The 22582-nt window shown below is 32.0% G+C and carries 22 protein-coding genes; 9 read left to right on the forward strand and 13 right to left on the reverse strand.

Features of this window, described 5'->3' with window-relative positions:
- The first annotated feature begins 104 nt into the window (after positions 1–104).
- The gene (locus Q4Q47_RS16845) at positions 105–1790 is read left to right on the forward strand and encodes a histidine kinase (RefSeq protein ID WP_303307806.1); all 1686 of its coding nucleotides are present in this window, start codon (positions 105–107) and stop codon (positions 1788–1790) included.
- Positions 1791–1793: 3 nt separating this feature from the next.
- Entirely contained in the window at positions 1794–2492 is a 699-nt protein-coding gene (locus Q4Q47_RS16850; RefSeq protein ID WP_303307807.1) for a LytR/AlgR family response regulator transcription factor, read from the forward strand.
- Positions 2493–2743: 251 nt separating this feature from the next.
- Here the strand turns inward: Q4Q47_RS16850 and Q4Q47_RS16855 are convergent, their stop codons facing one another.
- The 4 genes from Q4Q47_RS16855 to Q4Q47_RS16870 are packed head-to-tail and all read right to left on the reverse strand — an operon-like array spanning position 2744 to position 6344.
- On the reverse strand, positions 2744–2917 hold the full coding sequence (locus tag Q4Q47_RS16855; RefSeq protein WP_303307808.1) for a hypothetical protein: 174 nt from the start codon (positions 2915–2917) through the stop codon (positions 2744–2746).
- 4 nt (positions 2918–2921) lie between these two features.
- Complete coding sequence (locus tag Q4Q47_RS16860) at positions 2922–5195, reverse strand: excinuclease ABC subunit UvrA (protein WP_303307809.1); 2274 nt, start codon at positions 5193–5195, stop codon at positions 2922–2924.
- A gap of 9 nt (positions 5196–5204) precedes the next feature.
- Positions 5205–5768 (reverse strand): TetR/AcrR family transcriptional regulator, encoded by a 564-nt coding sequence (locus Q4Q47_RS16865; RefSeq protein WP_303307810.1) that lies wholly within the window; start codon positions 5766–5768, stop codon positions 5205–5207.
- Between the two features lie 3 nt (positions 5769–5771).
- A complete protein-coding gene (locus Q4Q47_RS16870) occupies positions 5772–6344 on the reverse strand; it encodes a dihydrofolate reductase family protein (protein ID WP_303307811.1) in 573 nt (190 codons plus the stop codon).
- A 479-nt stretch (positions 6345–6823) separates the two neighbouring features.
- Between Q4Q47_RS16870 and Q4Q47_RS16875 the strand changes: the two genes are divergently transcribed.
- From Q4Q47_RS16875 to Q4Q47_RS16905, 7 genes are read left to right on the forward strand one after another with little or no spacing between them, the layout of a single operon-like run.
- Positions 6824–7507 (forward strand): Crp/Fnr family transcriptional regulator, encoded by a 684-nt coding sequence (locus tag Q4Q47_RS16875; RefSeq protein WP_303307812.1) that lies wholly within the window; start codon positions 6824–6826, stop codon positions 7505–7507.
- A gap of 18 nt (positions 7508–7525) precedes the next feature.
- Positions 7526–9133, forward strand: coding sequence for a glutamate synthase-related protein (locus Q4Q47_RS16880; RefSeq protein ID WP_303307813.1), 1608 nt, complete (start codon positions 7526–7528; stop codon positions 9131–9133).
- 7 nt (positions 9134–9140) lie between these two features.
- Entirely contained in the window at positions 9141–9527 is a 387-nt protein-coding gene (locus tag Q4Q47_RS16885) for a DUF2721 domain-containing protein (protein ID WP_303307814.1), read from the forward strand.
- Positions 9528–9533: 6 nt separating this feature from the next.
- Entirely contained in the window at positions 9534–11483 is a 1950-nt protein-coding gene (locus tag Q4Q47_RS16890) for a thiamine pyrophosphate-binding protein (protein WP_303307815.1), read from the forward strand.
- A 29-nt stretch (positions 11484–11512) separates the two neighbouring features.
- The gene (locus Q4Q47_RS16895; protein ID WP_303307816.1) at positions 11513–11884 is read left to right on the forward strand and encodes a YHS domain-containing (seleno)protein; all 372 of its coding nucleotides are present in this window, start codon (positions 11513–11515) and stop codon (positions 11882–11884) included.
- Between the two features lie 60 nt (positions 11885–11944).
- The gene (locus Q4Q47_RS16900) at positions 11945–12577 is read left to right on the forward strand and encodes an ion channel (protein ID WP_303307817.1); all 633 of its coding nucleotides are present in this window, start codon (positions 11945–11947) and stop codon (positions 12575–12577) included.
- A gap of 2 nt (positions 12578–12579) precedes the next feature.
- Entirely contained in the window at positions 12580–13821 is a 1242-nt protein-coding gene (locus Q4Q47_RS16905) for a cation:proton antiporter (protein WP_303307818.1), read from the forward strand.
- Positions 13822–13855: 34 nt separating this feature from the next.
- Here Q4Q47_RS16905 and Q4Q47_RS16910 read toward each other — a convergent pair whose 3' ends face one another.
- The 9 genes from Q4Q47_RS16910 to Q4Q47_RS16950 form a co-directional block, all read right to left on the reverse strand.
- Entirely contained in the window at positions 13856–14293 is a 438-nt protein-coding gene (locus tag Q4Q47_RS16910; protein ID WP_303307819.1) for a hypothetical protein, read from the reverse strand.
- 303 nt (positions 14294–14596) lie between these two features.
- Positions 14597–16228, reverse strand: coding sequence for an alanine/glycine:cation symporter family protein (locus Q4Q47_RS16915; protein ID WP_303307820.1), 1632 nt, complete (start codon positions 16226–16228; stop codon positions 14597–14599).
- A 120-nt stretch (positions 16229–16348) separates the two neighbouring features.
- Positions 16349–17431 carry a hypothetical protein gene (locus Q4Q47_RS16920; protein WP_303307821.1) on the reverse strand — a complete coding sequence of 361 codons (1083 nt, stop codon included), beginning with the start codon at positions 17429–17431 and terminating at the stop codon, positions 16349–16351.
- A gap of 298 nt (positions 17432–17729) precedes the next feature.
- Positions 17730–18458 carry a trypsin-like serine peptidase gene (locus Q4Q47_RS16925; RefSeq protein WP_303307822.1) on the reverse strand — a complete coding sequence of 243 codons (729 nt, stop codon included), beginning with the start codon at positions 18456–18458 and terminating at the stop codon, positions 17730–17732.
- 19 nt (positions 18459–18477) lie between these two features.
- Positions 18478–18708, reverse strand: a complete 231-nt coding sequence (locus Q4Q47_RS16930; RefSeq protein WP_303307823.1) for a hypothetical protein — start codon at positions 18706–18708, stop codon at positions 18478–18480.
- Positions 18709–18974: 266 nt separating this feature from the next.
- Positions 18975–20297, reverse strand: a complete 1323-nt coding sequence (locus Q4Q47_RS16935) for a hypothetical protein (RefSeq protein WP_303307824.1) — start codon at positions 20295–20297, stop codon at positions 18975–18977.
- Positions 20298–20786: 489 nt separating this feature from the next.
- Positions 20787–21620: an NmrA family NAD(P)-binding protein gene (locus Q4Q47_RS16940; protein ID WP_303307825.1), complete on the reverse strand. Its 834-nt coding sequence runs from the start codon at positions 21618–21620 to the stop codon at positions 20787–20789.
- 43 nt (positions 21621–21663) lie between these two features.
- Positions 21664–22170, reverse strand: coding sequence for an anthrone oxygenase family protein (locus tag Q4Q47_RS16945; RefSeq protein WP_303307826.1), 507 nt, complete (start codon positions 22168–22170; stop codon positions 21664–21666).
- A gap of 7 nt (positions 22171–22177) precedes the next feature.
- Entirely contained in the window at positions 22178–22576 is a 399-nt protein-coding gene (locus tag Q4Q47_RS16950) for a DUF5367 domain-containing protein (RefSeq protein WP_303307827.1), read from the reverse strand.
- Positions 22577–22582 lie beyond the last annotated feature (6 nt).

Here is a 22582-nt window from a genome sequence, read left to right on the forward strand (position 1 = left end):
TTGTTCCTCTATTTATTCGTTTAATATGCCAACTGCTCTAGCAGTTTGTCAACTGCTCTAAAAGCCATTTTATTTAATTTACTTTTACAGTAATAAATTATTTAATGAAAAATTATATACACTTACTGCTAATTTTACTATTAGTATCCTGCAATAATCGTAATGATGCTAATAGGATGTATAAAGCTTCTGAAGCTATTTATCAAAAAGGAGATAGTCCTTCTTATAGTAAAAAAAACATCGACGATAACGGTTGGAGTGAAACTATAAAGGAAACAAAAGGAGATGAAATCTTCTGGTCCAGAAAAACTATTGAAATTACTAAAAAGCTGGATAAGTTTGAAACTACAGGAATATATATGCAAGTATTTGGTGCTTATGAGGTTTTTTGGGATGGTGTTTTAATTGGAACAAATGGTAAACCAGGTTTTGAATCCTCTACAGCAAAAACCGGTTCTTTCATACAGTCTTTTGTTATTCCAAGACATTTGTTAGATATTGGAAATCATTCTTTAGCATTAAGAACATCTATGTTTTATGAAAATGAAGAAGATAGAGATTACCATATTTGTATTGATAACTATAAAAGGATTATTAGAGAACCTTTATTAGGTACTATACTAATTAATATTCTTATTGGTATCTTTTTAATAGCATCCATTTATTACTTTTTACTCTATTTAAACGATATAAAAAAGTATGAACTATTATTGTTTAGTGTAGCTAGTTTATTGTTTTTTTTACTTGCTATTATGGAATATCTAAAGTTTTATATTCCTATTCATTATTCTAATTTTTATCTGCGATTACAAATTATTGGCGTTTTAATATTTTTAATCTCATTTCTAGTGCCTTATTATTTTGCAGTACAATTTAAGTTTAAATACTATAAGTCATTTATGCCTATATACGCTATATTATTGTTGATTGTCTTTGTGTATAATATTGGGCATTATGATTTTACAGCACTACTTTTAGGGCAAATGATGTGGGTTTCTTCAACAATTATTATTAGTTATGCTATTTATAAAAAACAAAAATCAGCGATAATTATATTAATTGGATTAATACTAAGCTTTATAGTTTATAAAAGTTCAGTTTACGACATAAGCTTATTCGTTAGTTTTGGTATAATCTTATTATGCATGTTTAATGTTCTCTCTGTTAAATTAAAAGAGCAACGACAGGCTTTTGAGTTTTCTATTGCAGAGTCTACACGTTTAAAATACGAATTGCTTAAAAAGAAAATCCAGCCACATTTTTTAATGAATACCTTAACGTCTTTAATAGATTGGGTAGAAGAAGCACCCAAAAAAGGAGTTAAATTTATTGAAGCCTTAGCTGAAGAATTTGATTTACTAAATCAAGTTGAAAATGAAACATTAATACCACTTTCTCAAGAAATTAAAATCTGTAAGAGTCATTTAAATATAATGAAATATAGAAAAGAGATAAACTACCTATGGCAAGATGAAGGTGTTTTGGATGATGAAACACAAACAATTCCGCCTGCAGTAATTCATACACTTTTAGAAAACGGAATAACACATTGTTTACCTAATAATGATAACGAAATGAGTTTTAAACTCATTGTAGAAAATGAAGCAGAAAAGCAAAAAATAACATTTTTAACTATTGCTAAAGTAAGACGTAATAAAACAGAAATTAAGGGCGGAACAGGTTTTAAATATGTAAAAGCTAGACTTACTGAGAGTTATGGAAACAAGTGGATATTAACATCACAAGCAACCAAAAATGGTTGGAAAAATGAAATCATAATAACTGCATAAACAATGCGCATATTAATTATTGAAGACGAAGCAAGAATAGCTAAACGCCTTGAGCGAATGGTAAAAGAATTCTTTTTAAACACATTAAAAGAAATAATCTGTGTACATTCTTTAAATGAAGGAATAGATTATATACAAAACAACCAATTAGATTTATTGTTGTTAGATTTAAATTTAAATGGAGAAAACGGATTTGATATTTTGCAACATACTGTTTCTGAGGCTTTCCATACAGTAGTTGTTTCAGCAAATAAGCATCAAGCACTAACTGCTTTTGAGTATGGCGTTTTAGATTTTGTTCCCAAACCTTTTAATAAAGAACGTTTAGCTCAAGCTTTTAATCGCATAATAAAAAAAGAAGATGTTACCAACGAGAATTTGCAGTTCTTGGCTGTAAAAAAGAGAGGAACCATTGAACTAATAAAAATTGAAGACGTTTTATATATAAAAGGAGCTGGAGTTTATACTGAAGTCTATTTGAGTAATGGCCAAAAAGAATTGCACGATAAATCTTTAGAGAAATTGACACAATTGCTACCACAAACTTTTTTGAGAATTCATAAATCGTACTTAATTAAAATGTCAAAAATAAAGGAAGTTATTATACAATCAGGAAGTAAATACTCTGTAGAACTCAACAATGGCGAAATTTTACCTGTTGGTAGAACGCGCTATAAAGAACTAAAAGCCCTATTTAATTAAATTTCTACTTTTCCAATTTTACTACAATTCTTTGATAATTAAAAGTAATAATTCCATACACATCGCCACTACGCTCAGGACAGGCTAGCTTCGGGCAAAGCATATTCCATTACATTTTTAAAGAAACATTTGAGAAGAAAAAAATAAGAAAAAGCAGTAGTTTTAAACTTCGCTTTTTCCAAAACAAAGTTACATAACGCAGAACATTATAGTACATTTTATAAATAGGTTTATCCGGTGGATGAAGCTATTTATAACACAGATGGTGCGTTGGCGAAATTATGATGTTTTACGACTAAGATCCATTTATAAAAAAAATGATAGCTAATAAGTAAAGTATTGTATCCAAATCCAATCATCCACAGGATAATTGTATTCGTATAGCCTAAAATATGGTCGCTCCACCCACCTATTGTTTTAGCCAAAGTTTTATGAGGTCGGCAAATTCGAACTATTATAAAAATTTAGAAATTTTGAAGTATAACTTTCGCTTTTCATTTGAAGTTCTAATGGTGTTCCTTCAAAAATCAATTTGCCTCCATTTTTGCCTCCTTCAGGACCAATATCTATAATCCAATCTGCATTATTCATAATATCTAGACTATGCTCAATAACAATTACTGAATTCCCTTTATTTACTAATTTTTCTAATAGCTCAATAATCTTGGTAATATCAGATAAATGTAAGCCTGTTGTTGGTTCATCCAGAATATAAATGTTTCCTTCTTTATGTAGTTCACTTGCCAATTTTACACGTTGACATTCACCACCAGATAAAGTTGATAATGGTTGCCCTAATTGTAAGTACCCCAATCCTACTTCTTGAAGTACATTTAGTTTTTTTAGAATCTTGCTGTCGTTAAAAAAATCGATTGCTTGACTTACTGTTAATTCTAAAACATCTGCAATAGTTTTATGGTTCAGCTTATGTTTTAAAACTTCTTTTTCGTAGCGATTCCCATTACACTTTTCACAATTGATTTTTATTGGGTCCATAAATGCCAAGTCCATTAAAATATACCCTAATCCTTTACAATTTTCGCAAGCTCCTTCTGCATTAAAACTAAATAAGGAAGCTCTGGTCGTTGGATTTTCTTTTTCGAATAAATCACGAATTTGGTCGAATACTCCTGTGTAAGTTGCTGGATTTGAACGAATAGATTTACCAACAGGTGATTGGTCAATAACTATTGCACCTGGATGTGCTTTTAAAAACTCTTTATTAATTAATGAACTCTTACCAGAACCTGCAACTCCTGTGACACAAACAAAAATTTCTTTAGGAATCTTAACATTTATATTTTTTAAATTATTAGCTGTGGCATTCTTAATTTCAAAATAATTAGTCCAATTTCTAAAGTTCTTTTTTACTGGGATTTTTTGATTTATATATTTACCTGTTAGTGTTTTAGCCTTTAATAATTCATCAAAATTTCCTTGAAATACTACTTCTCCTCCTCTACTTCCTGCGTGTGGTCCCATATCTACAATGTGGTCGGCGATTTTTATTAAATCTGGGTCATGTTCAACCATTAAAATTGTATTTCCCTGGCTACGTAACTCTTTTAATAAATCTGCAACCAAATCTACATCTCTTGGATGTAAACCAACACTTGGCTCATCTAAAACATATAGCATTTCAGTTAAACTATTGCCTAATTGTTTGGCTAACTGAACACGTTGCGCTTCGCCACCAGACAATGTCCCTGTTGCTCTGGATAAGTTTAAATAACCAACACCAATCTTAATCAGATTATCTGTTCGTTTTATTATCTGTTCTAAAACTGTTTCTGCTTCTTGACTTTTAATAGATTTTAAAAAACTAAACAATTCTGTAAGTTGTAGATTCCCTAACTCATAAATATTTTTGCTATTAATTTTACACTCTAAAGCTTCTTTTTTTAATCGTGCTCCATGACAATCAGTACAGGTTGTCGTTTTAACAAACTGTATAATAATTTTTTGTCTTGATTTAGAAAGACTATTGAAATCTTTCTTTAAGAATCCTCTATTGATTTTTGTTACTATACCATTAAAGTTAGCATCGAATCCTTGCTCTCCCTCACTTAATTTAAACTTGAGTCCATCAGCATAAAACAATGTTTCTTTTTCTTTTTCAGAATACTCCTTTAATGGCTTATCAATATCAAAAAAGCCGGAGTTAACTATCAATTTCCAAGCTAAAGAATTGATTTTAAAGTCTGGAAAGAGAATTGCTCCTTGCTTTAAAGATTTGTTCCAATCAATTATTCCATCAATATTTAAATCATTTATAGAGCCAACTCCTCCACATTTTGGACACATACCTTCTGGAGAATTAGAAGAGAAATGATTAGACATACCAACTTCAGGAGAACCTATTCTTGAAAATAACAATCTTAAAAATGCTGAAATTTCGGATAGTGTTCCAACATTTGAACGTGAATTACCAACAATTCGTTTCTGTTCTAAAAGAATTACAGGAGATAAATTTTCAATTGAGTCATAATCTGCTTGGTCATATTTTGGCAAACGACTACGTGCAAATGTGCTAAATGTATCATATAACTGTCTTTGAGCTTCTGCAGTTATAGTCTCAAATACTAAAGAAGATTTTCCAGAACCTGATAACCCTGTGAAAACTACTATTTGATTCCTTGGAATTTCAACATTAATGTTCTTTAAATTATTTTGCCTCGCCCCTTTTATCTTTATATACTTCATTGTGTTGTGCTATACTCGTGCAAGTATCCAATCGATACCTTTATAAAAGTCATGGATAGTTAATACTCCTAAATCTGTTTTCTCATTTTGTGAAGCTGCAGCCAATGCAAAACCATGCGTGTAATCCACAATGACATCTGCGAACAGAATACCTTCAGTTTCATCATTAATTAATGAAATGGCGTGTTCTCTAATTGAATTAGTAAGGTCAATTAATTCTTTATTAATTAAAGAATGGTCTGTTAGTAATAGTCTTGATACATTTGGATGCTTAAAAACGCATTTACAATAGTTCCCTAATAATACTCTTATTACTTCTTTAGAATCATTAGTTATGGTAATTTCATTTACATTTTTATAAACAATTTCTACAAGACTTTTTATGATATCTTGACGTGAACCTACATGATGTTTTAAAGCCATTGCAGTAACTCCAAACACATTCGCTAATTTTCTAAACGAAAGCCCAATCTCTCCTTGTTCATCAAGAATTTTGAGCGCTTCTTTTAAAATATCATCTTTTGACAATATCAATTTATCATTTGTTGGTCTACCTAATGATTTACTTGTCATATTCTATGTATTTAATACTTGATAGTGATTTTGGATAAAGCCAAATTTCATAGGTTTTGAATTCATTAATTCTAAATCAATATCCTTATCCAATTCTCCGAATAATCTCTTTCCCTTACCAATTAGAATAGGAATTTGTGTGAGCGTAATTTCTTCAATTAAACCATCATTAATAAATGATTGCACCAACTTACCACCATCTATATAAGCTTTTTTAAGACCTTTCTCATAAAGAAGTTGCATTAACTCTTTAGGATTTAAAGCCTTAATAGTTACTTGTTCTTTTAATGATTCGGGAACATCATCTTGAGCTAATCTTCTGCTCAAAACATATACAGGCATTTTATAAGGCCATTGTTCAAAACCAAGTACAGTTTTAAATGTGCCACTTCCCATTACTAATACATCTATATTTTTTGTGAACTCCTCAAAACTATTGTCATTTTCATCTACGCCATACTTCATTAACCAATCTAAAGAATTGTCTTGCCTCGCTATAAAACCATCTAAACTTGAAGCCATAAAAACGTAGCCATTTGCATATTTACCTTCCATATTATTTGAGTTAAAAAGCATAAATATACAGTGTATAATTTTAACATCAAAACTATGTTTTCATTTCACACACATTACACTTCCCTCCTACGTCGTATCATAAAAAGTATTCCATTAACATTGCAGAAGAAACTATAGTGAGATCATTAATTTCAGACTATTTGCCGTTTACAAAATATCTAGTAGACCTTTTTAGCTAAATACAATTTGAAACGAGTATTTAGTGAAGTGTTGTATCCAAACACAATCATCCACAGGATAATTGCAATCGTATAGCCTAAAATATCGTCGCTCCTCTCACCTATTGTTTTTGCCAAAATTTTATGAGATCGTAATTAATTTAGCTTCCTGTGCAGCTTAAATAATTCGTAATAAGCTTTTATAACAATCTTATAAAAAAAGTGACTCAATTGTCGTCTCAAGTAACTTTTAAAAATTTAAGGTAATCGAATAACACTTTGAATTAGTTACATTTGAGATATTATATATCTAAAAAAAACATGAAAGCAATCACTAAATATTGGTTTCTAGAAGGGTTTAACCTTTTTAAAAAACTCGGAATGCTAAATATGATGAAAATCTGCGAGATTTTGGAAATGGATAATATTGAAAAAGGACAACTCATTAAGCTTTCAGATGAACATACTAATAGTATTTTCTTTTTAAAAAAAGGGAGCGTAAAAATTGTTAATGCTAGGAATAATACTGTAAAATATGTAGTAAAACGAGGTAACATTTTTGGAGAATTAGCACTTTATGATAAAAAAGTTGCCACGGAAGAAGTTGCATATGCTTTAGAAGATTGTATTATTTGTTATATTAAGTCTGAACAAATGGAAGGACTTATGGTAAAGCATAAATCACTAAAGAATGGAATTCTAAAAGTATATGGATTACGTATAAAAAAGTTAGAACGAAGACTTTACGATTTGTTATATAAAGATAGTCCAACAAGAATCAAAGAGTTTATTATAGATTATATAGATGAGTTTGGTGAACCCAATGAAAAAGGTCAACTAGTAGCAAAAAACCTTTTGTCACATAAAGAAATAGCAAACCTTACGAATACATCCAGGCAAACAGTAAGCAATATATTAAGTACGATGCGAAAAGAAGGACTAATTAGTTATGATATAGATTCTATATCTATTAATACACTTCCAGAAGATCAAGTAGATAACTAAAAAAACAGAACTAACAATATGAAAAACCCAGTAGTAATTGCACAAATAAGTCAGTTAATCAATAAACAACCAGTTCATGCACTTGTAAATGGCTTAGATTTAGTCATTGTGAAATTTGATGAAGACATCTCTGTCCTCTACGGAAGATGTTTGCACAGGGGTGCTTTAATGTCAGATGGTCATGTAGAAGGTGATAATCTTATTTGTGGTGTCCATGGATGGGATTATAGAGTAGATTCTGGTGTTTCTGAGTACAACAACAAAGAAGTCCTGCATAAATTTTCTACCAAAATTGAAGGCGATGATTTAATGGTTGATGCATTTGAAATAGATGCTTATTTAATAAATAGCCCACAACCTTTTAACCGCAGTGAGTATTTAGGTGCTTATGCCGATACACATCCAGAAGATACAGAACCCTATACTGGTTACATTAAAGAATTGGCAAAAAACGGGTTAAAGAATATTGGGCATCATGGATTTTCTGCTTCTATGGGAGTTGATAGAAACATATTGCCTAAATGGAATGATATCCAATTTTTACCAGCACAATTAGCATCAAGACCGTTATTAGACCATGAAGACGTAGTAAGTAAAATTGTAATTGGACCAAAAGCAAAAAAGCCATTACATTTAGATATGCCTCTGTTTGTTAGCGACATGAGTTTTGGTGCGCTTTCACGCGAAGCAAAAATTGCATTATCTAAAGGCGCAGAATTAGCTGGAACGGGAATTTGTTCGGGTGAAGGTGGTATGCTACCAGAAGAACAATCTAATAATTCAAGGTATTTTTACGAATTAGCATCTGCACAATTTGGGTTTACTTGGGATAAATTAGATAATGTACAAGCCTTTCATTTTAAAGGAGGACAAGGTGCAAAAACAGGAACAGGAGGCCACCTGCCGGGAAATAAAGTAAGTTCAGAAATAGCGAAAGTTAGAGGTTTAAAAGAAGGTGAAACAGCTATTTCACCGGCTGCAAATCCTAATTTCCATAGCGTTCAAGATTTTAAAGATTTTGCCGATAAGGTGCGAGAACGCACTGGAGGAATTCCAATTGGATTTAAAATTGCAGCTAGCCATATCGAAAAAGATATTCAGTTTGCACTCGATGTTGGTGTGGATTATATTATACTGGATGGTCGTGGTGGCGGAACAGGTTCTGCTCCTACCATTTTAAGAGACCATATTAATGTGCCAACCATTCCTGCACTAGCAAGAGCCAGAAAGTATATGAATAAGGTTGGAACTACAGATGTAACCTTGGTTATTACAGGTGGTTTGCGCGTTGCAGAAGACTTTGCAAAAGCCATGATGCTTGGTGCAGATGCTATTGCAGTGTCCAACTCGGCATTACAGGCTATCGGTTGTTTGGGGATGCGTGCTTGTGGTAGTAATAACTGCCCTGTAGGTATTGCAACTCAAAAAGAATCACTTCGAGAGCGATTAATTATTGATTCATCAGCAAAACAATTACATAATTTTTTTGATGCCACTAATAATCTAATAAAAGTAATTGCGAGGTCTTGCGGCTATGATAATGTTAATAAATTTAATCATGATGATTTATCTACATTCAATAGAGATATGCATAAGTTAACAGGAATTAATTACGCAGGAATATAATAATATAATGGAAAACTGGTATTTACCAATAACAATGATCCCAGGCATAGGCTTGCTAATACTATCGACCTCAAACTTAATGGTTACATTAACTAATGAGTTAAGTGGATTAATAAAGGAGCTGTCTAAAGACGATTCTATTATTCATCGAAAATTAGCACAGTTGAAGACCTTAAACCGAGCCATGGTCTTTTTTTATACCGCTGTGGCATGTCTAGCAATTTCAGGATTAATAGGCGGTTTGCAATTCAAAGTCATAGAAAATAGTGCTACTTATATAAGTATAATAGGCATTGTAATTATGCTTTTAGGCTTGTTATCTTTAATAAAATATTCCTATAGAGCAGTAAGTATTCGACAAGACCAATTTAAAACAAAATTCAACAAAAACTAAAAAAGTATGGCAGCATCCAAAAAATGGTACAGTGTACTAAAAGATAAAAACACACTACCAGAAGGCCGTGTTCAAACAGTTACTGCTGGCCATCAAGGAGTTTGTTTAACACATTACAATGGCAAATTTTCTGCACTTGATAATAAGTGCCCACATCAAGGCGGTCCTTTAGGAGAAGGCTCTATTGAAAATGGCATGTTGCGTTGCCCTTGGCACGGTTGGGACTTTGACCCTTGCACAGGAACACCACCTGGTGGGTTTGATGATGGTGTAAAAACCTTTGAGGTTAAAGAAGATGGTAATGAAATTTTTATAGCCATAGAAGAAGAGGAAACTCATCAAGACACCATTTCAGATGTAATGATACAAACAATGGTAAACTGGGGTGTTGACACTGGTTTCGGAATGGTAGGTCACTCAAATTTAGGTGTTGCTGATGCCATGAAGCGATTAGAAGAACAAGGTAAATTTCAGTTTTTTGGAATTCGTCATGAAGGCGCAGCCGCTTTTGCAGCATCGGCTTATGGAAAACTAACAGGAAAGCCTGCGGTTTGTTTTGGTATAGCAGGACCTGGTTCTACAAACATGTTTACAGGCATGTGGGATGCTAAAGTAGACCGTTCTCCCCTATTAGCCCTTTCTGGTCAGGTAGACACACAAGTAATGGGAACTGGTGCATTTCAAGAAGTAGATTTAGTGGGTGCGTTTCAAACAGTGGCTAACTTTAATCATAGCGTACAACAAAACTCAAAACATAGTGAGCTAATGAGCTTGGCCATAAAAAGTGCGTTATTAAATAGAGATGTATCGCATATAACATTTCCAGATGAAGTGGCTTTCATGCCCAAACCAACAGGAGAAGAAGCACAAACACCAGAAGGTAGAATTACACCTATGAATATTTCGCCGCCAAAGCAAATGGTTTCAAAAGCAGTTGGTATGCTAGAAAACTCTAAAATGCCTGCTATTATTGTTGGTCATGGAGCGCGTTTTCAAATGAAAGCTATTACGTCTTTTGCTGAAAAATTAAACTGTCCAGTAATTACAACATTTAAGGCGAAAGGGCAAATTTCTGACCATCACGAATTAGGTTGCGGTGTTTTAGGAAGAAGCGGAACACCAATTGCCTCTTGGTTTATGAACGAGAGTGATTTATTAATTGTATTTGGAGCTTCTTTTTCAAACCATACAGGAATTACACCTAAAAAACCAATCATACAAGTAGATTATGACCCAACAGCATTGAGTAAATTTCATAAAGTTGATGCAGCACTTTGGGGAGAAATTTCTGAAACACTAGCTATTATTGAAGAACAATCTAAAGGAAAACTTAATACGGTAGACAGACGTTCAGAAATTGCAAAACGCTGGGCCATCTGGAAAGAAGAAAAAGCAAGTCGATTGAAAGATGAAAGTGAGGCAGGATTAAGTTCTATAGCTGTTTTTGAAGCTATGAATAAAGTAGTTCCGGACAATGCTGTAATTGCAGTGGATGTTGGAAACAACACATACTCTTTTGGGCGTTATTTTGAGCCTAAAAACCAATCTATTTTAATGTCAGGGTATTTAGGGTCTATTGGTTTTTCATTGCCTGCTGCCATGGGAGCTTGGGCTGCACAAGGTAAAGACAGACCTATTTGGTCGGTTTCTGGAGATGGTGGATTTGGACAATATTTAGGTGAAATGATGACCTTGGTAAAATACAATATGAACATTAAACATGTGTTGCTCAACAATTTAGAAATTGGGAAAATTTCTAAAGAGCAAAAAGCTGCCGAATTAGACGTTTGGAAAACCTCTTTACATAATGCAAACTTTTCGAAATATGCAGAGAATTGTGGAGCATTAGGTATTAGAGTAACCAAAAAAGAAGACTTATTATCAGCGTTAGAAAAACTAAAAATACACAATGGTCCGGCTTTATTGGAAATAATAACAGACCCAGCATTAATATAAATACAAGGTAAATTAAAATGAAACAAAATATGAAAAACGGAGTCGCTGCACAAGGATTTGATGTTGTATCATTCGTTAACGGTAGTCCCAAAAAAGGAAGTTCAAATCATACAGCAGAATATGGAGGTGGTCAATTTCTGTTTTCTTCGGAAGCAAATAAAGCAAAGTTTGAAAATTCTCCTGAAGTGTTTACTCCTCAATATGGAGGCTATTGTGCCATAGCCATGTCTGAAGATAAAAAAGTAAATCCAAATCCTAAAAGTTGGGAAATAAGAGAAGGTAAATTGTACTTTTTTACAAGAATGCTTTTTGGAATTATTGATGCTAAAAGACAATGGGTAAAAGACCCTTTAACAAAGCGGGATTTGGCTGATACTGCTTGGGCAAAAATGAATAGTTAAATAAATTTTATTAAGCATATTAAATAATTTGTGTTTAAAATGGGTAGGCTTAAAACAGTAATGGAGGATTACAAATACTTAATTGCACTTTTAAGTGTTTTTAATTTTCTATTAACACCTATTCATATTGTAATAAGTGGTCTTAGTCCAGCCTATATAATTGTTATAAATTATACAATAGTTATTTTAAGTAGCTCGCTAATTGCTACAATGAGAAGGGCAAAACTAATTACTTACCTTCTAGGGTTTTTAACGCTTGTGGCTATTTGGTTAGAATTTTCTGATGATAATTCTGAAACAATTTTAATATCTAGGATATTACTATCCTTTTTATTGTTCGCCTGCTTTTGTATTACTTTAATTAGGCAATTGTTAAAGATAAAAGAAATTAACCTCCAGTTTATTTTAGGACCAATTTTGGGTTTTCTCTATTTAGGCATTATTGGAGGTGCGCTTTTTGAGTTTGTTCATTTTTTAGACCCAAGTGCATTCCAGTTAATTGAGGGCTATTCTGGGTATAGCTTTTATTATTTTAGTTTTATAAGTATTACCTCTGTGGGTTATGGAGATATTACACCAATAACAGCTCCAGCCCAATCTTTAACACTTGTAATGAACATCATAGGTCAATTTTATTTGGTTATTATTATTGGTGTTTTTGTAGGCAAGTATATTAACGTAAAATCAAAATAAATATGTTCGAATCTTTTAGTATCATATTCACCATTGCAGCCCTTTTTAACTATATCAATTATAAATGGTTAAAATTACCAACTACCATTGGTTTAATGATTTTAAGTTTAGTCTTAATCATTCCAATTACAATTAGTAAAACACTATTTCCAGTATTGTATACATTCTTTTGTGACATTATTATTAACGCAGATTTTAAAACACTTTTACTCGATGGTATATTAAGTTTTTTACTCTTCGCAGGAGCATTGCATGTTAATCTTGCTGCACTTGCCAAAGAGAAAAAATCAATTCTATTATTTGCAACTTTTAGTGTTCTCATATCTACATTTTTAGTAGGTAGCTTGGTATTTTATGGCGCTCAACTTGTTGGTTTAGAATTGCCTTTTATACACGCTCTTTTATTTGGTGCTTTAATATCACCAACCGACCCTATTGCTGTTATGGCTATCTTGAAAAAGGCAAATATTGCTAAAAGTTTAGGCATAAAAATAGAAGGAGAATCCTTATTTAATGATGGAATTGGCGTTGTTGTTTTTTCTGGAATCTTACTAATTGCTACCACAACTGGAGAACACAGTTCGGCTGAAATAGGAGCAGAAATAAGCACACTATTTTTAGAAGAAGCCGTAGGCGGATTACTATACGGATTGGTGATTGGCTTTCTAGGGTTAAAATGTATTCAGTCACTAAAAGAAAATCCACAATTAGCAGTTATGATAAGTCTTGCTGTAGTAATGGGTGGAACAGCCAGTGCATTTATGCTACACGTATCTGCGCCATTAGCAATGGTAGTTGCAGGGTTATTAATAGGTCATAAAATACATATAAATGAAGATAAAAACCCTATACAAAAAGCCATCAATTCTTTTTGGGAAATTTTAGATGATGTTTTTAATGGAATTTTGTTTGTTCTTATTGGACTTGCTATTCACTTATTAGAATTAAATACAAGTTATATTTTGTTAGGGATTCTTGCTATATTAATTGTGCTTTTTGCAAGATTTGTTTCTGTGTTTTTACCATATTCATTATTAAAGCATAAAGAAAAAAAGCCAATTAAAACCATCACTATTTTAACTTGGGGAGGATTGCGAGGAGGTATTTCTATTGCATTGGCCTTAAGTTTAAATAACGACCTTTCTGGAGGCTTAATACTTCATATAACATATATAATAGTACTTTTCTCGATAATTGTACAAGGTTTAAGTATTGGTAAGGTTGTAAAAAAATTATATTCTTAAAACTGATTTAGTTTATGAAATGATTTATTCCAACCTATTTACAAATAGCCTTTCCTTGACGCACTATGCTAACACCTTCCTTAATAAAAAGATCTCCATTGCTTAATTTGTAAAGTGGATAAAACTGTTGGTTTCCGTTGTTAGCCATATAATGGATACCATTAATACCGTTTTGACTTGTGATTTTCCAAGTGCCATATTCCTGCCAGTTAGTTTTTTGCTCGTTTCCAAGTACAGTTTTCTTTATTGTATTACCGTAAAGGCCATAATACCCATTGTCACAATAATGGATTTCTAAAAAATAATAAGTGCCATACAATACTTCACCTTCTCTATACGTAAGAAGTAACTGCTGATTATTAAAATAATTATGCAATTCATCAATAGAAGGGTTAACTTGAGCCTGAAGCGTTGTACTATTAACTATCCCTAAAAAAAGGAAGACCCCTAATGTAATATGGTGTTTCATCATAGAAGCTTTAATAATTGTAAGTTACTAATTATTAATATACTAGTCGTTGTTTTAGATCCAAAATAATTGATAATTTTCATGTCACACACATAACTTTGACTTCGATTAGCTCTGGCTTGTTACAAAAAAAGGGTAGTATCAACATTGTAGAAGAAACTGTAGTACTTAGGTCATTAAACATAATGCTTTTTTCTATTACTCGGTGTAACGTGAGAACATTATGCTTATATAGGGTTTCCTTAATCTTCTAGACGCCTTTCAACCCTATAAGCAAAATGTAAACCGATTAGCCTTTTCACTAAATTAGTTTCTAACCTTGTCGATTTTAATAACTTTAATAGCATCAATAAAGCGTGCTAACTCTTGCCGAACATTTGTAAATAAAAGCAATAACCCAATCATATTAGGAAAGACTAATGCTAAAATCATAGCATCAGAAAATTTAATTACCGCGTCTAATGTAATTGCTGCTCCTAAGACAGTAAAAACTAAAAATAGTATCTTATACAAGAGGTCTGTAAATTTTCCTCTACCAAATAAGTACTTCCAAGACTGTAGCCCATAATACGACCAAGATAATATGGTTGAAAAAGCAAATAAACAAACGGCAAATACTAAAACATAAGAGGATCCAGGTATTGCATTGTTGAATGCCAAAGACGTTAAATTAACGCCACCAACTCTACTTCCGTCTGCCATCAAGGCTTGACCATTTATTACATCTCCATATGCAAATGCGCCATCCATATTAAACATGACAATAATAATTGCAGTCATGGAACAAATTACAACCGTATCGATAAAAGGTTCCAATAGTCCAACCAACCCTTCAGAAGCTGCATATTTAGTATTAACTGCTGAATGCGCAATAGCTGCAGAACCTGCTCCAGCTTCGTTGGAAAAAGCAGCGCGTCTAAACCCTTGAATCATGACACCAATAAAACCACCGGTAATAGTTGCTCTAGGTGTAAAGGCTTCTCTAAAAATTAAACGGATGGCATCATCTATAAAACTAAAATTTGAGAAGATTATAAATAGAGCTGCAACCACATATAATATGGCCATAAAAGGCACCACTTTCTCTGTAACTTTGGCAATGCGTTTAATCCCACCAATGATAACAATACCGACAAGAATAGCAAATACAACACCTATCATACTGCCTGTTGATGCCCCTTCTAAACCAAACCTACTTATTATCTGTGCTGCTGCTTGATTAGTTTGAAATGCATTTCCACCTCCAAAAGAAGCTCCTACACATAATATTGCGAATATTGCTGCCAAAAACTTACCCAACTTAACAAATCCTTTTTCTTTTAATCCTCTTGACAAATAATACATGGGTCCTCCATAAACATTCCCTTCTTTATCAATATCTCTATATTTAACACCTAGAGTGCATTCTACAAATTTGGTGGACATACCCAATAAACCTGCTACAACCATCCAAAAAGTTGCTCCAGGACCGCCAATGGAAATGGCTACGGCAACCATCGCGATATTTCCTAAACCAACGGTCCCCGAAACCGCAGTTGCTAATGCCTGAAAATGATTAACTTCCCCATGATGTGCTTCATCCTTAATAGTATCAATAATATCCCCTTCAATTACATGTACATTAGTATTAACTATGGTGTTTTGAGTTTCTATTTCATCATACTTACCCCTCACCACCTGAATAGCAGTTGGGAAATGTTTAATGTTAACAAACCCAAAATAGATTGTAAAAAATAAGGCCCCAAGCAATAGTAAAATTAGAACTATAGGTATTTGGTGGCCTACGATATTTACGGTAGAGAGAATAAACCCTTCCCACCAAGTAGCGAAGGGCATAAATGCATTATTAATCTGTTCGTCTAAACCTGCAGGTTGTGCTTGACTGATGATAGGAAAGCTAATAAATATTGCATAAAGGTTTTTTTGCTTAAAGGACATAACGGCTATTTTTATTATAGCGCAATGTGTTTATTTCAATTTTTGAAATCCTTAAAAATCAGAAAAAAAATAAAATTGTCAGTAATTCAATTACTGACAAAAGGTATGTGAATGCTTTATTTAATTGAAAATATTTTCGATTGGTAAAATCAAACGAATTTTACGATCTCTCTTTTCCGACATTTCGAAAAGCGTATTTTTAAGTGGATTTAAGTGATGTGTATCGGTCCAATTCTGTTTTCCAAACATACCATCTAGTAAGGAAGTTAATAAGCGCTTTACCTCATTATAATCGTTTATATCAAAGTTATTCTCTGCAGTTTTATAACTTTTCGGTTTTATTTCTAACCAATCATCTCCTGACTTTCTTTTAAGTGCGAATTTTAAAAATAATTCATAAGATGCTGGAGTTAACTTTACCTTTCTTTTATTGTTGCCTGGTAAACCTTTTAAAGAAACGTATTGTACATATTTACCAGAATCATTTTTGTGTTTTTCAAAATAGATATACAAATCTTTAGTATCTGGAATAATATTTTCTGATAACTCTTTAACCCAGCTTAAAGCTAAAGCAAAGAATAACATAATAAGCGAAGTTTTAAAAATGGCTGAAAATAACGTCAAGTTTATAGAATAGCCAGATAGCTTATAAATTTGAGCAACTAAAACAATAATTATACACACTAATGATAGCCAAGCCAAAGCCTTTAAACGGCGTTTAATAAAAGACTCCCACAATACATAACCCAGAAAACCTAAAGTAAAAATAGCATAATAAACATCTAGCTCCGTCATCACAGTTATTGCTTTACCAGATATCATTTTACTTAATGTTGGCAATATTGAAAATACAAAGGGTATACCAACAATGTAAACCCAGTATTTAGATTTGATAATGTGTGCAATAGATTCGGGTAAATACCTAAACCATGGCAATGCTAGTAGAATAAATAAACTATTTAATAAGGATAATACACTTCGCCAACCATCTAATACTATTGAGGAATTAATCTCTGTACTCGCAAAATATATTTCAATTACACCGGAAATACTCCAGCATAACACCGATAATGCCAACCATACCTGCCCAAAATCATTTTGCCTCTTACCAATGTGCCACCATATAGCCATAAGAGCTACAAATGCAAATAGGCAAACAGCAAATTGCCACCAACCATAAAATAATAAAATATCATTATTCATTTCTAAAAAGGTTATGGAATTATATGCTCAACAAACTTATAAAAAAAACGCCACAATATAATGTAATCTTAATAATGATAATAACCTGTAAATAAGCATTTTACGTATTTGTTTTTATTCCACACACTTTATAGTCGTCGTATAAAAAGTGTTCCATTAACTTAGGCTAAAAAAGTATTTTAGAAGAAATTTTCGCTTTTACCAAAGCAGAATATATATATATTCTTGTTAATATTTAATAAAAAAGCTCAAACGTTTTGTAAAAACATCTAAGCTTTTTAAAATAACTTTTAATACTCTACCAGTTAGCTATTTCATCAATAAAACTCTCATATAAATCAGAAGATTTATTAGGACATCCTCCATAATTATGAATTCCAATGGCTTCTGTTCTATTTTTTAATAAAGGGCAACCACTTTGACCTCCAAACGTATCTGCATAATATTGAAATCTACCTAAAACTTTTTCTAGAGGGTCATCCTTTTCATATTGAAATAATCCATTATCTCTATCAGCAGGATATCCGCATATATTACCATAATTTACGTCTGTTATAGTAGGTTTTAGAAACTGCTTGAAGGGTACTGATTTATTTAACTTAATAGCTCCCATATCATAGCGAGTAGACTTATTATCTAACCAACCTTGGGTTGTTGCTAAACTTATGGCTTCATAACGGCCATACGGTTCTGAAAGGCCAGATTTAGCAGGTATAATAATTATACTTTCTTTCCACCCTCCTGTACTATGACTAAAAACACAATGTCCAGCTGTATAAAGTTTGTCTCCATCGACCAACCAACCAGACCCTACATATGTTCTACCATTTGGAGCTTTCATATATAACTTACAGATTGCTAAATATGGAAGTTGATTAGTTGCTACTACCTTTTTACGTTCATCAATTCCACAAACTGATTCAGGGGTAAGTTTATTTTCTGGTTCAATCCAGGTTTCTCTTGTAATTTCAGATTCGTTTATTTCGTCTAAATTTCCATTTATTTTATGAAAGATTAATTTTTCCATTTTATATAAATTAAATTTATTAAGCACATAAAGAGTCTAGAGTACTTATAAATAACTTCAACGCATCTCTCCATTTTTTTGGAATTAAAGGAATATTAGCTATCAATTTAATAATACTTCCTATTTTACTCCATATCTGGCATATCTTGGAAGTTATATCTAGTGATTCTTGATTTAAATCTGATTCTAATTGAGTGAGATTTAAATTTTCAATTTCCTTGTTTACGGATTCAAATGTTAATTCTGACATTGTTTTAATTTTTAAATTAATAATTGGAAACCAAAGTATAAATAACTACAAGACAAATAAATACCCATTAAAGGGTATATTTAGAATAGTTTACCATTTTTTTAAGAAGTTTTTTTTTAGGAAGAAAAAAATAAAGAAACTATTGCTAATGTAGCTGTAAAGTTTATTTGATAGCTATAATTCGATATTATGTAAATTATCCCAGAATGTTATAGTTTCTATTTAAAGTGCTCTATTAACTATACTGTAGGACAATTTTTACAAATTTAATGACTTATACCTCCTTTGACATATAAAAAATTTGAATTTAAAGACTTGCATACATTTTTAACTGTACCATCTATTGCATCTTGAATTAATGATACATCAGAAGGTGTAGTCTCTGGCTGTGTTCTATAAGGCAACCTTCTTTTTTGCTTCTTGGTTAGTGCCTTATCATTTCCGGTAAGTTTATACCATTTAGTGTGCCAATTTGAAGAGCCCTGAAAAGTTTCTGAATACTTAATTTCCCCTGTAGAATTATCAACAATTTCGGCAAATATTTTCGCTCTTGAGGAATTTTCTTTACTATAATACGTTACATTTGCCTTTACCTTACTTTTTATTTCATTACCATTGCTATCTTTCCCTGTAGTGATCTCTCGCTCATAATTTACATTATCTGATTTTGTACCACTATGGGTTACAGATACGTCACTTATGGCTAAATTAATTCGGAAATCTGTAGGCATTGATTCTGATACCAAGCGAATGTGTCGCATATGGTCTCTATTTAATGAAGAAGACAATTCGTCCTTTATCATTAGCTGTAAAGATTTATCAAGTCTTCTGTATGTTGAAGACCGAAGACTTTCTGGATATACAGCGACATCGTAAATTGATTTTTCAACAGCCATACCCTCCCTATCTTTGGCATCTTCATAATTTCCTTTATAAATTTGAGCAATAGCGTAATAAGAACTAATTTTTTTCCAATCTGCCTTTTTTGTTGCTAATATTTCTTGTTGAATAGCTAAATTATAATAACAAGGAGCTATTAAGTCTGCTGTATGATTGTAAGCTTCAAGAGCCTTGTTCATTTCTTCCTCATTATATGATGAAATTTCATAGGCTAGCAAATTATCATTAGATAATTTAATCTTATTTAGTTTTTGTAAATACTTTAAATAATCAATGTAGCATTTTTCTGTTTTGGCTTTTTCTATAAAGGTTTGTTTACCTATTAATTCTCTAATACTATCCATTTCAGTATTAACTACAGTCATAACCTCTTTAGACAATTCTGGCGTAAAAACTTTTTTAAATCGTTTTACCTGTCTTTTTTTGGTAGCTTTGGATAGCCCCAGCATATAATGATGCAATGCCGTTTTTTTATTTCCATTTTTTAAATACCTTTTTGCACTGGATTTATGTTTTGCCAAAGTAAGATCTTTATTTATATGATTTATAAAAAGCCAATGATTTGGGTTATCCTTCATTGATGTTTTAGTAATCATTTTTAATATATCATCATCAGATAATTGACTTTGAGCAGGTAAAAATTGGTTAAATAGTAATACAAAAGACAGGGATAAAAACAGTAATCTCATAATTATTTTTTTTGATTTTATATTTGATTATACTAGTATAATTCAATAGGCTAAAAATAATCTCTGAAGATCTTGTTTAATTACGGTAAACCATAAAAGCACTATATTAATTTAAATAATGTTTTATTAATATAGTTAAGATGTTTTTATAAAATAGCATACAAATAAGTAGCGTAGTAGTGCTTATGGAATTTAAAAAAAGCATTAAAATTAGGCGATAGAAAACCTTATTCATTTCATATACATTCTGTTTTACTCCTCTGCTCTTTCAGCAAAAAGAGTACTATATTTTCGAATAAAAAAGATTTCCTGCTTAGATAATAAGTTTTTATTATCTAGACTAGGAAATTTGGTTGAATCTGGGCTTCCTACCAAAAAAGGATAAAATAAATAGTCTATTAAGTCACTGATTTTAATTGGTATCACTATGTCATGTTAATTGTTATTTAAACTATATGCCTTTAAACTTGGTCATATTTTATAAGGCATTTACTTGGGATTCCAAACACCTGCTGTAACAGTCTCTTTTACATACTCTGAAAAATCTTTGGGGTTTCTTCCTAATACATTTTGAATATCATTTGTTATCTCAGAATTGTCAGGATTAGTTAAAACCTCAGAAAATAAGTATTCAATTAACCAGACAAAATCGGCTGGTACTCCTTGTTGTTTCATCACTTTTGTATAAGCTGAAAGTGAAATTGGAGTAAATGCAATATTCCTTCCAGTGGCATCTGAAATTTCCTGGATAACTTCCTTAAATGTGAGTAGCCTAGGACCTGTAAGTTGATAGATTTTTTCATTATGTTTTTTGTGCAATATGGATGCTACCACAACATCAGCAATATCATCAGTATCCACATAAGGCACTCTGGCTTCTGCCTGAGGTAAGGCTACAAAGCCCTCAAGAATGGGCTCTAAAAAAAAGCTTTCGCTAAAATTTTGCATAAACCAACTAGCACGAACAATGGTATAGTCTATTCCGGAGTGAATAACTACTTGTTCACATAATTCGGCCTCTCTTTCTCCTTTTCCTGATAGTAGTACTACCTTTTTTATATTGCAGGTTTTGGCTTTTTTTATTAATGCTTCTATAGCTTCCAGAGCCCCAGGAACAGCTAAGTCTGGTTGAAACGTGATATAGACCTTGTCCATACCTTGCATAGCTGTAGTCCATGTTTCTGGGTTGTTCCAATCAAATGAAGGTGATGCAGATCGTGAACCAATTCTCACATGATGTCCAGATGCCTTCAATCTATTTACTACTTTGCGACCTGTTTTACCAGTTCCGCCAATGACTAAAATATTACTTTTGTTTTCCATTTTATTGATGTTTAGAATTATAATAAGTGATTTGTTTTTCCGGTTAGGTATTACTTTTAGCGACTTGGATAAGACTTATTATTAGTAGAAGAAATGAAATAATGGCACTTAGAGTTCGGATTAAATGCAAACGATTCCATTTCACCTCAAAGTTTTCTCGTAAGCTTTTTAGTTCTTTTATACTAGCTGTGTTTAAGTCAGTTTTATCCAGCATCTCATTTAGAGGCACATTTCCGAAAATGGTTATAAGTATGACGCCAAAAAAGTAACATATGGCAGCTAGTATTAATAACCAGATTAATAAACTAGATGCATTTCTAAGGACATAGAAATTGATTAAGCTTAGAAAAAAAGGACCAAAAAAGACAATAAAAAATATTGGATTCAATATGGTTCTATTCATTTGTTGAAAGGACATTAAAAATCTAAGGTCACTCAATCTTCCAATTCCTGGTGTAACAGTATTTGTCCATGTAAAGCATAATCCAGCAGAAAGTCCTGTTAGTAATATTAGTGCTATGATTATTCCGTTTTGAAAAGTGAAATCCATGATACTACTATTTTGGTATATTTATATTAGGATATACACGAGAGTACCAGTATAAGGTAGCTACAATTAGAAATTCAAAAGCTATAATCCAAAACCCAAAGGAGGTGAAAAAGCTATAGTGATTTCCTCCATTTGGAGCAACAAAAAATGGGACAGTTATCGCTGCATCTAAAGTAACACTGGTTAATAACATGGTCTGTCCTACTTTAATTCCATGAGTTTTATTGTCCTTTTTATAATAGTAGGAGCTTCCCAACCATACTAATGGTATTACTACAACAAATAGCACAGCATTTGCTTGGGTCTCTGCGTTTTCTAAAATAGGAACATAGAAGGAAATTGAATAAAAAAACACACCAATTATCCAAATGGCTATACCTATTAAAATGGTTCTTTTAGTTTTCATATCTAA

Source organism: Flavivirga spongiicola (assembly GCF_030540825.1).
GTDB lineage: Bacteria > Bacteroidota > Bacteroidia > Flavobacteriales > Flavobacteriaceae > Flavivirga > Flavivirga spongiicola.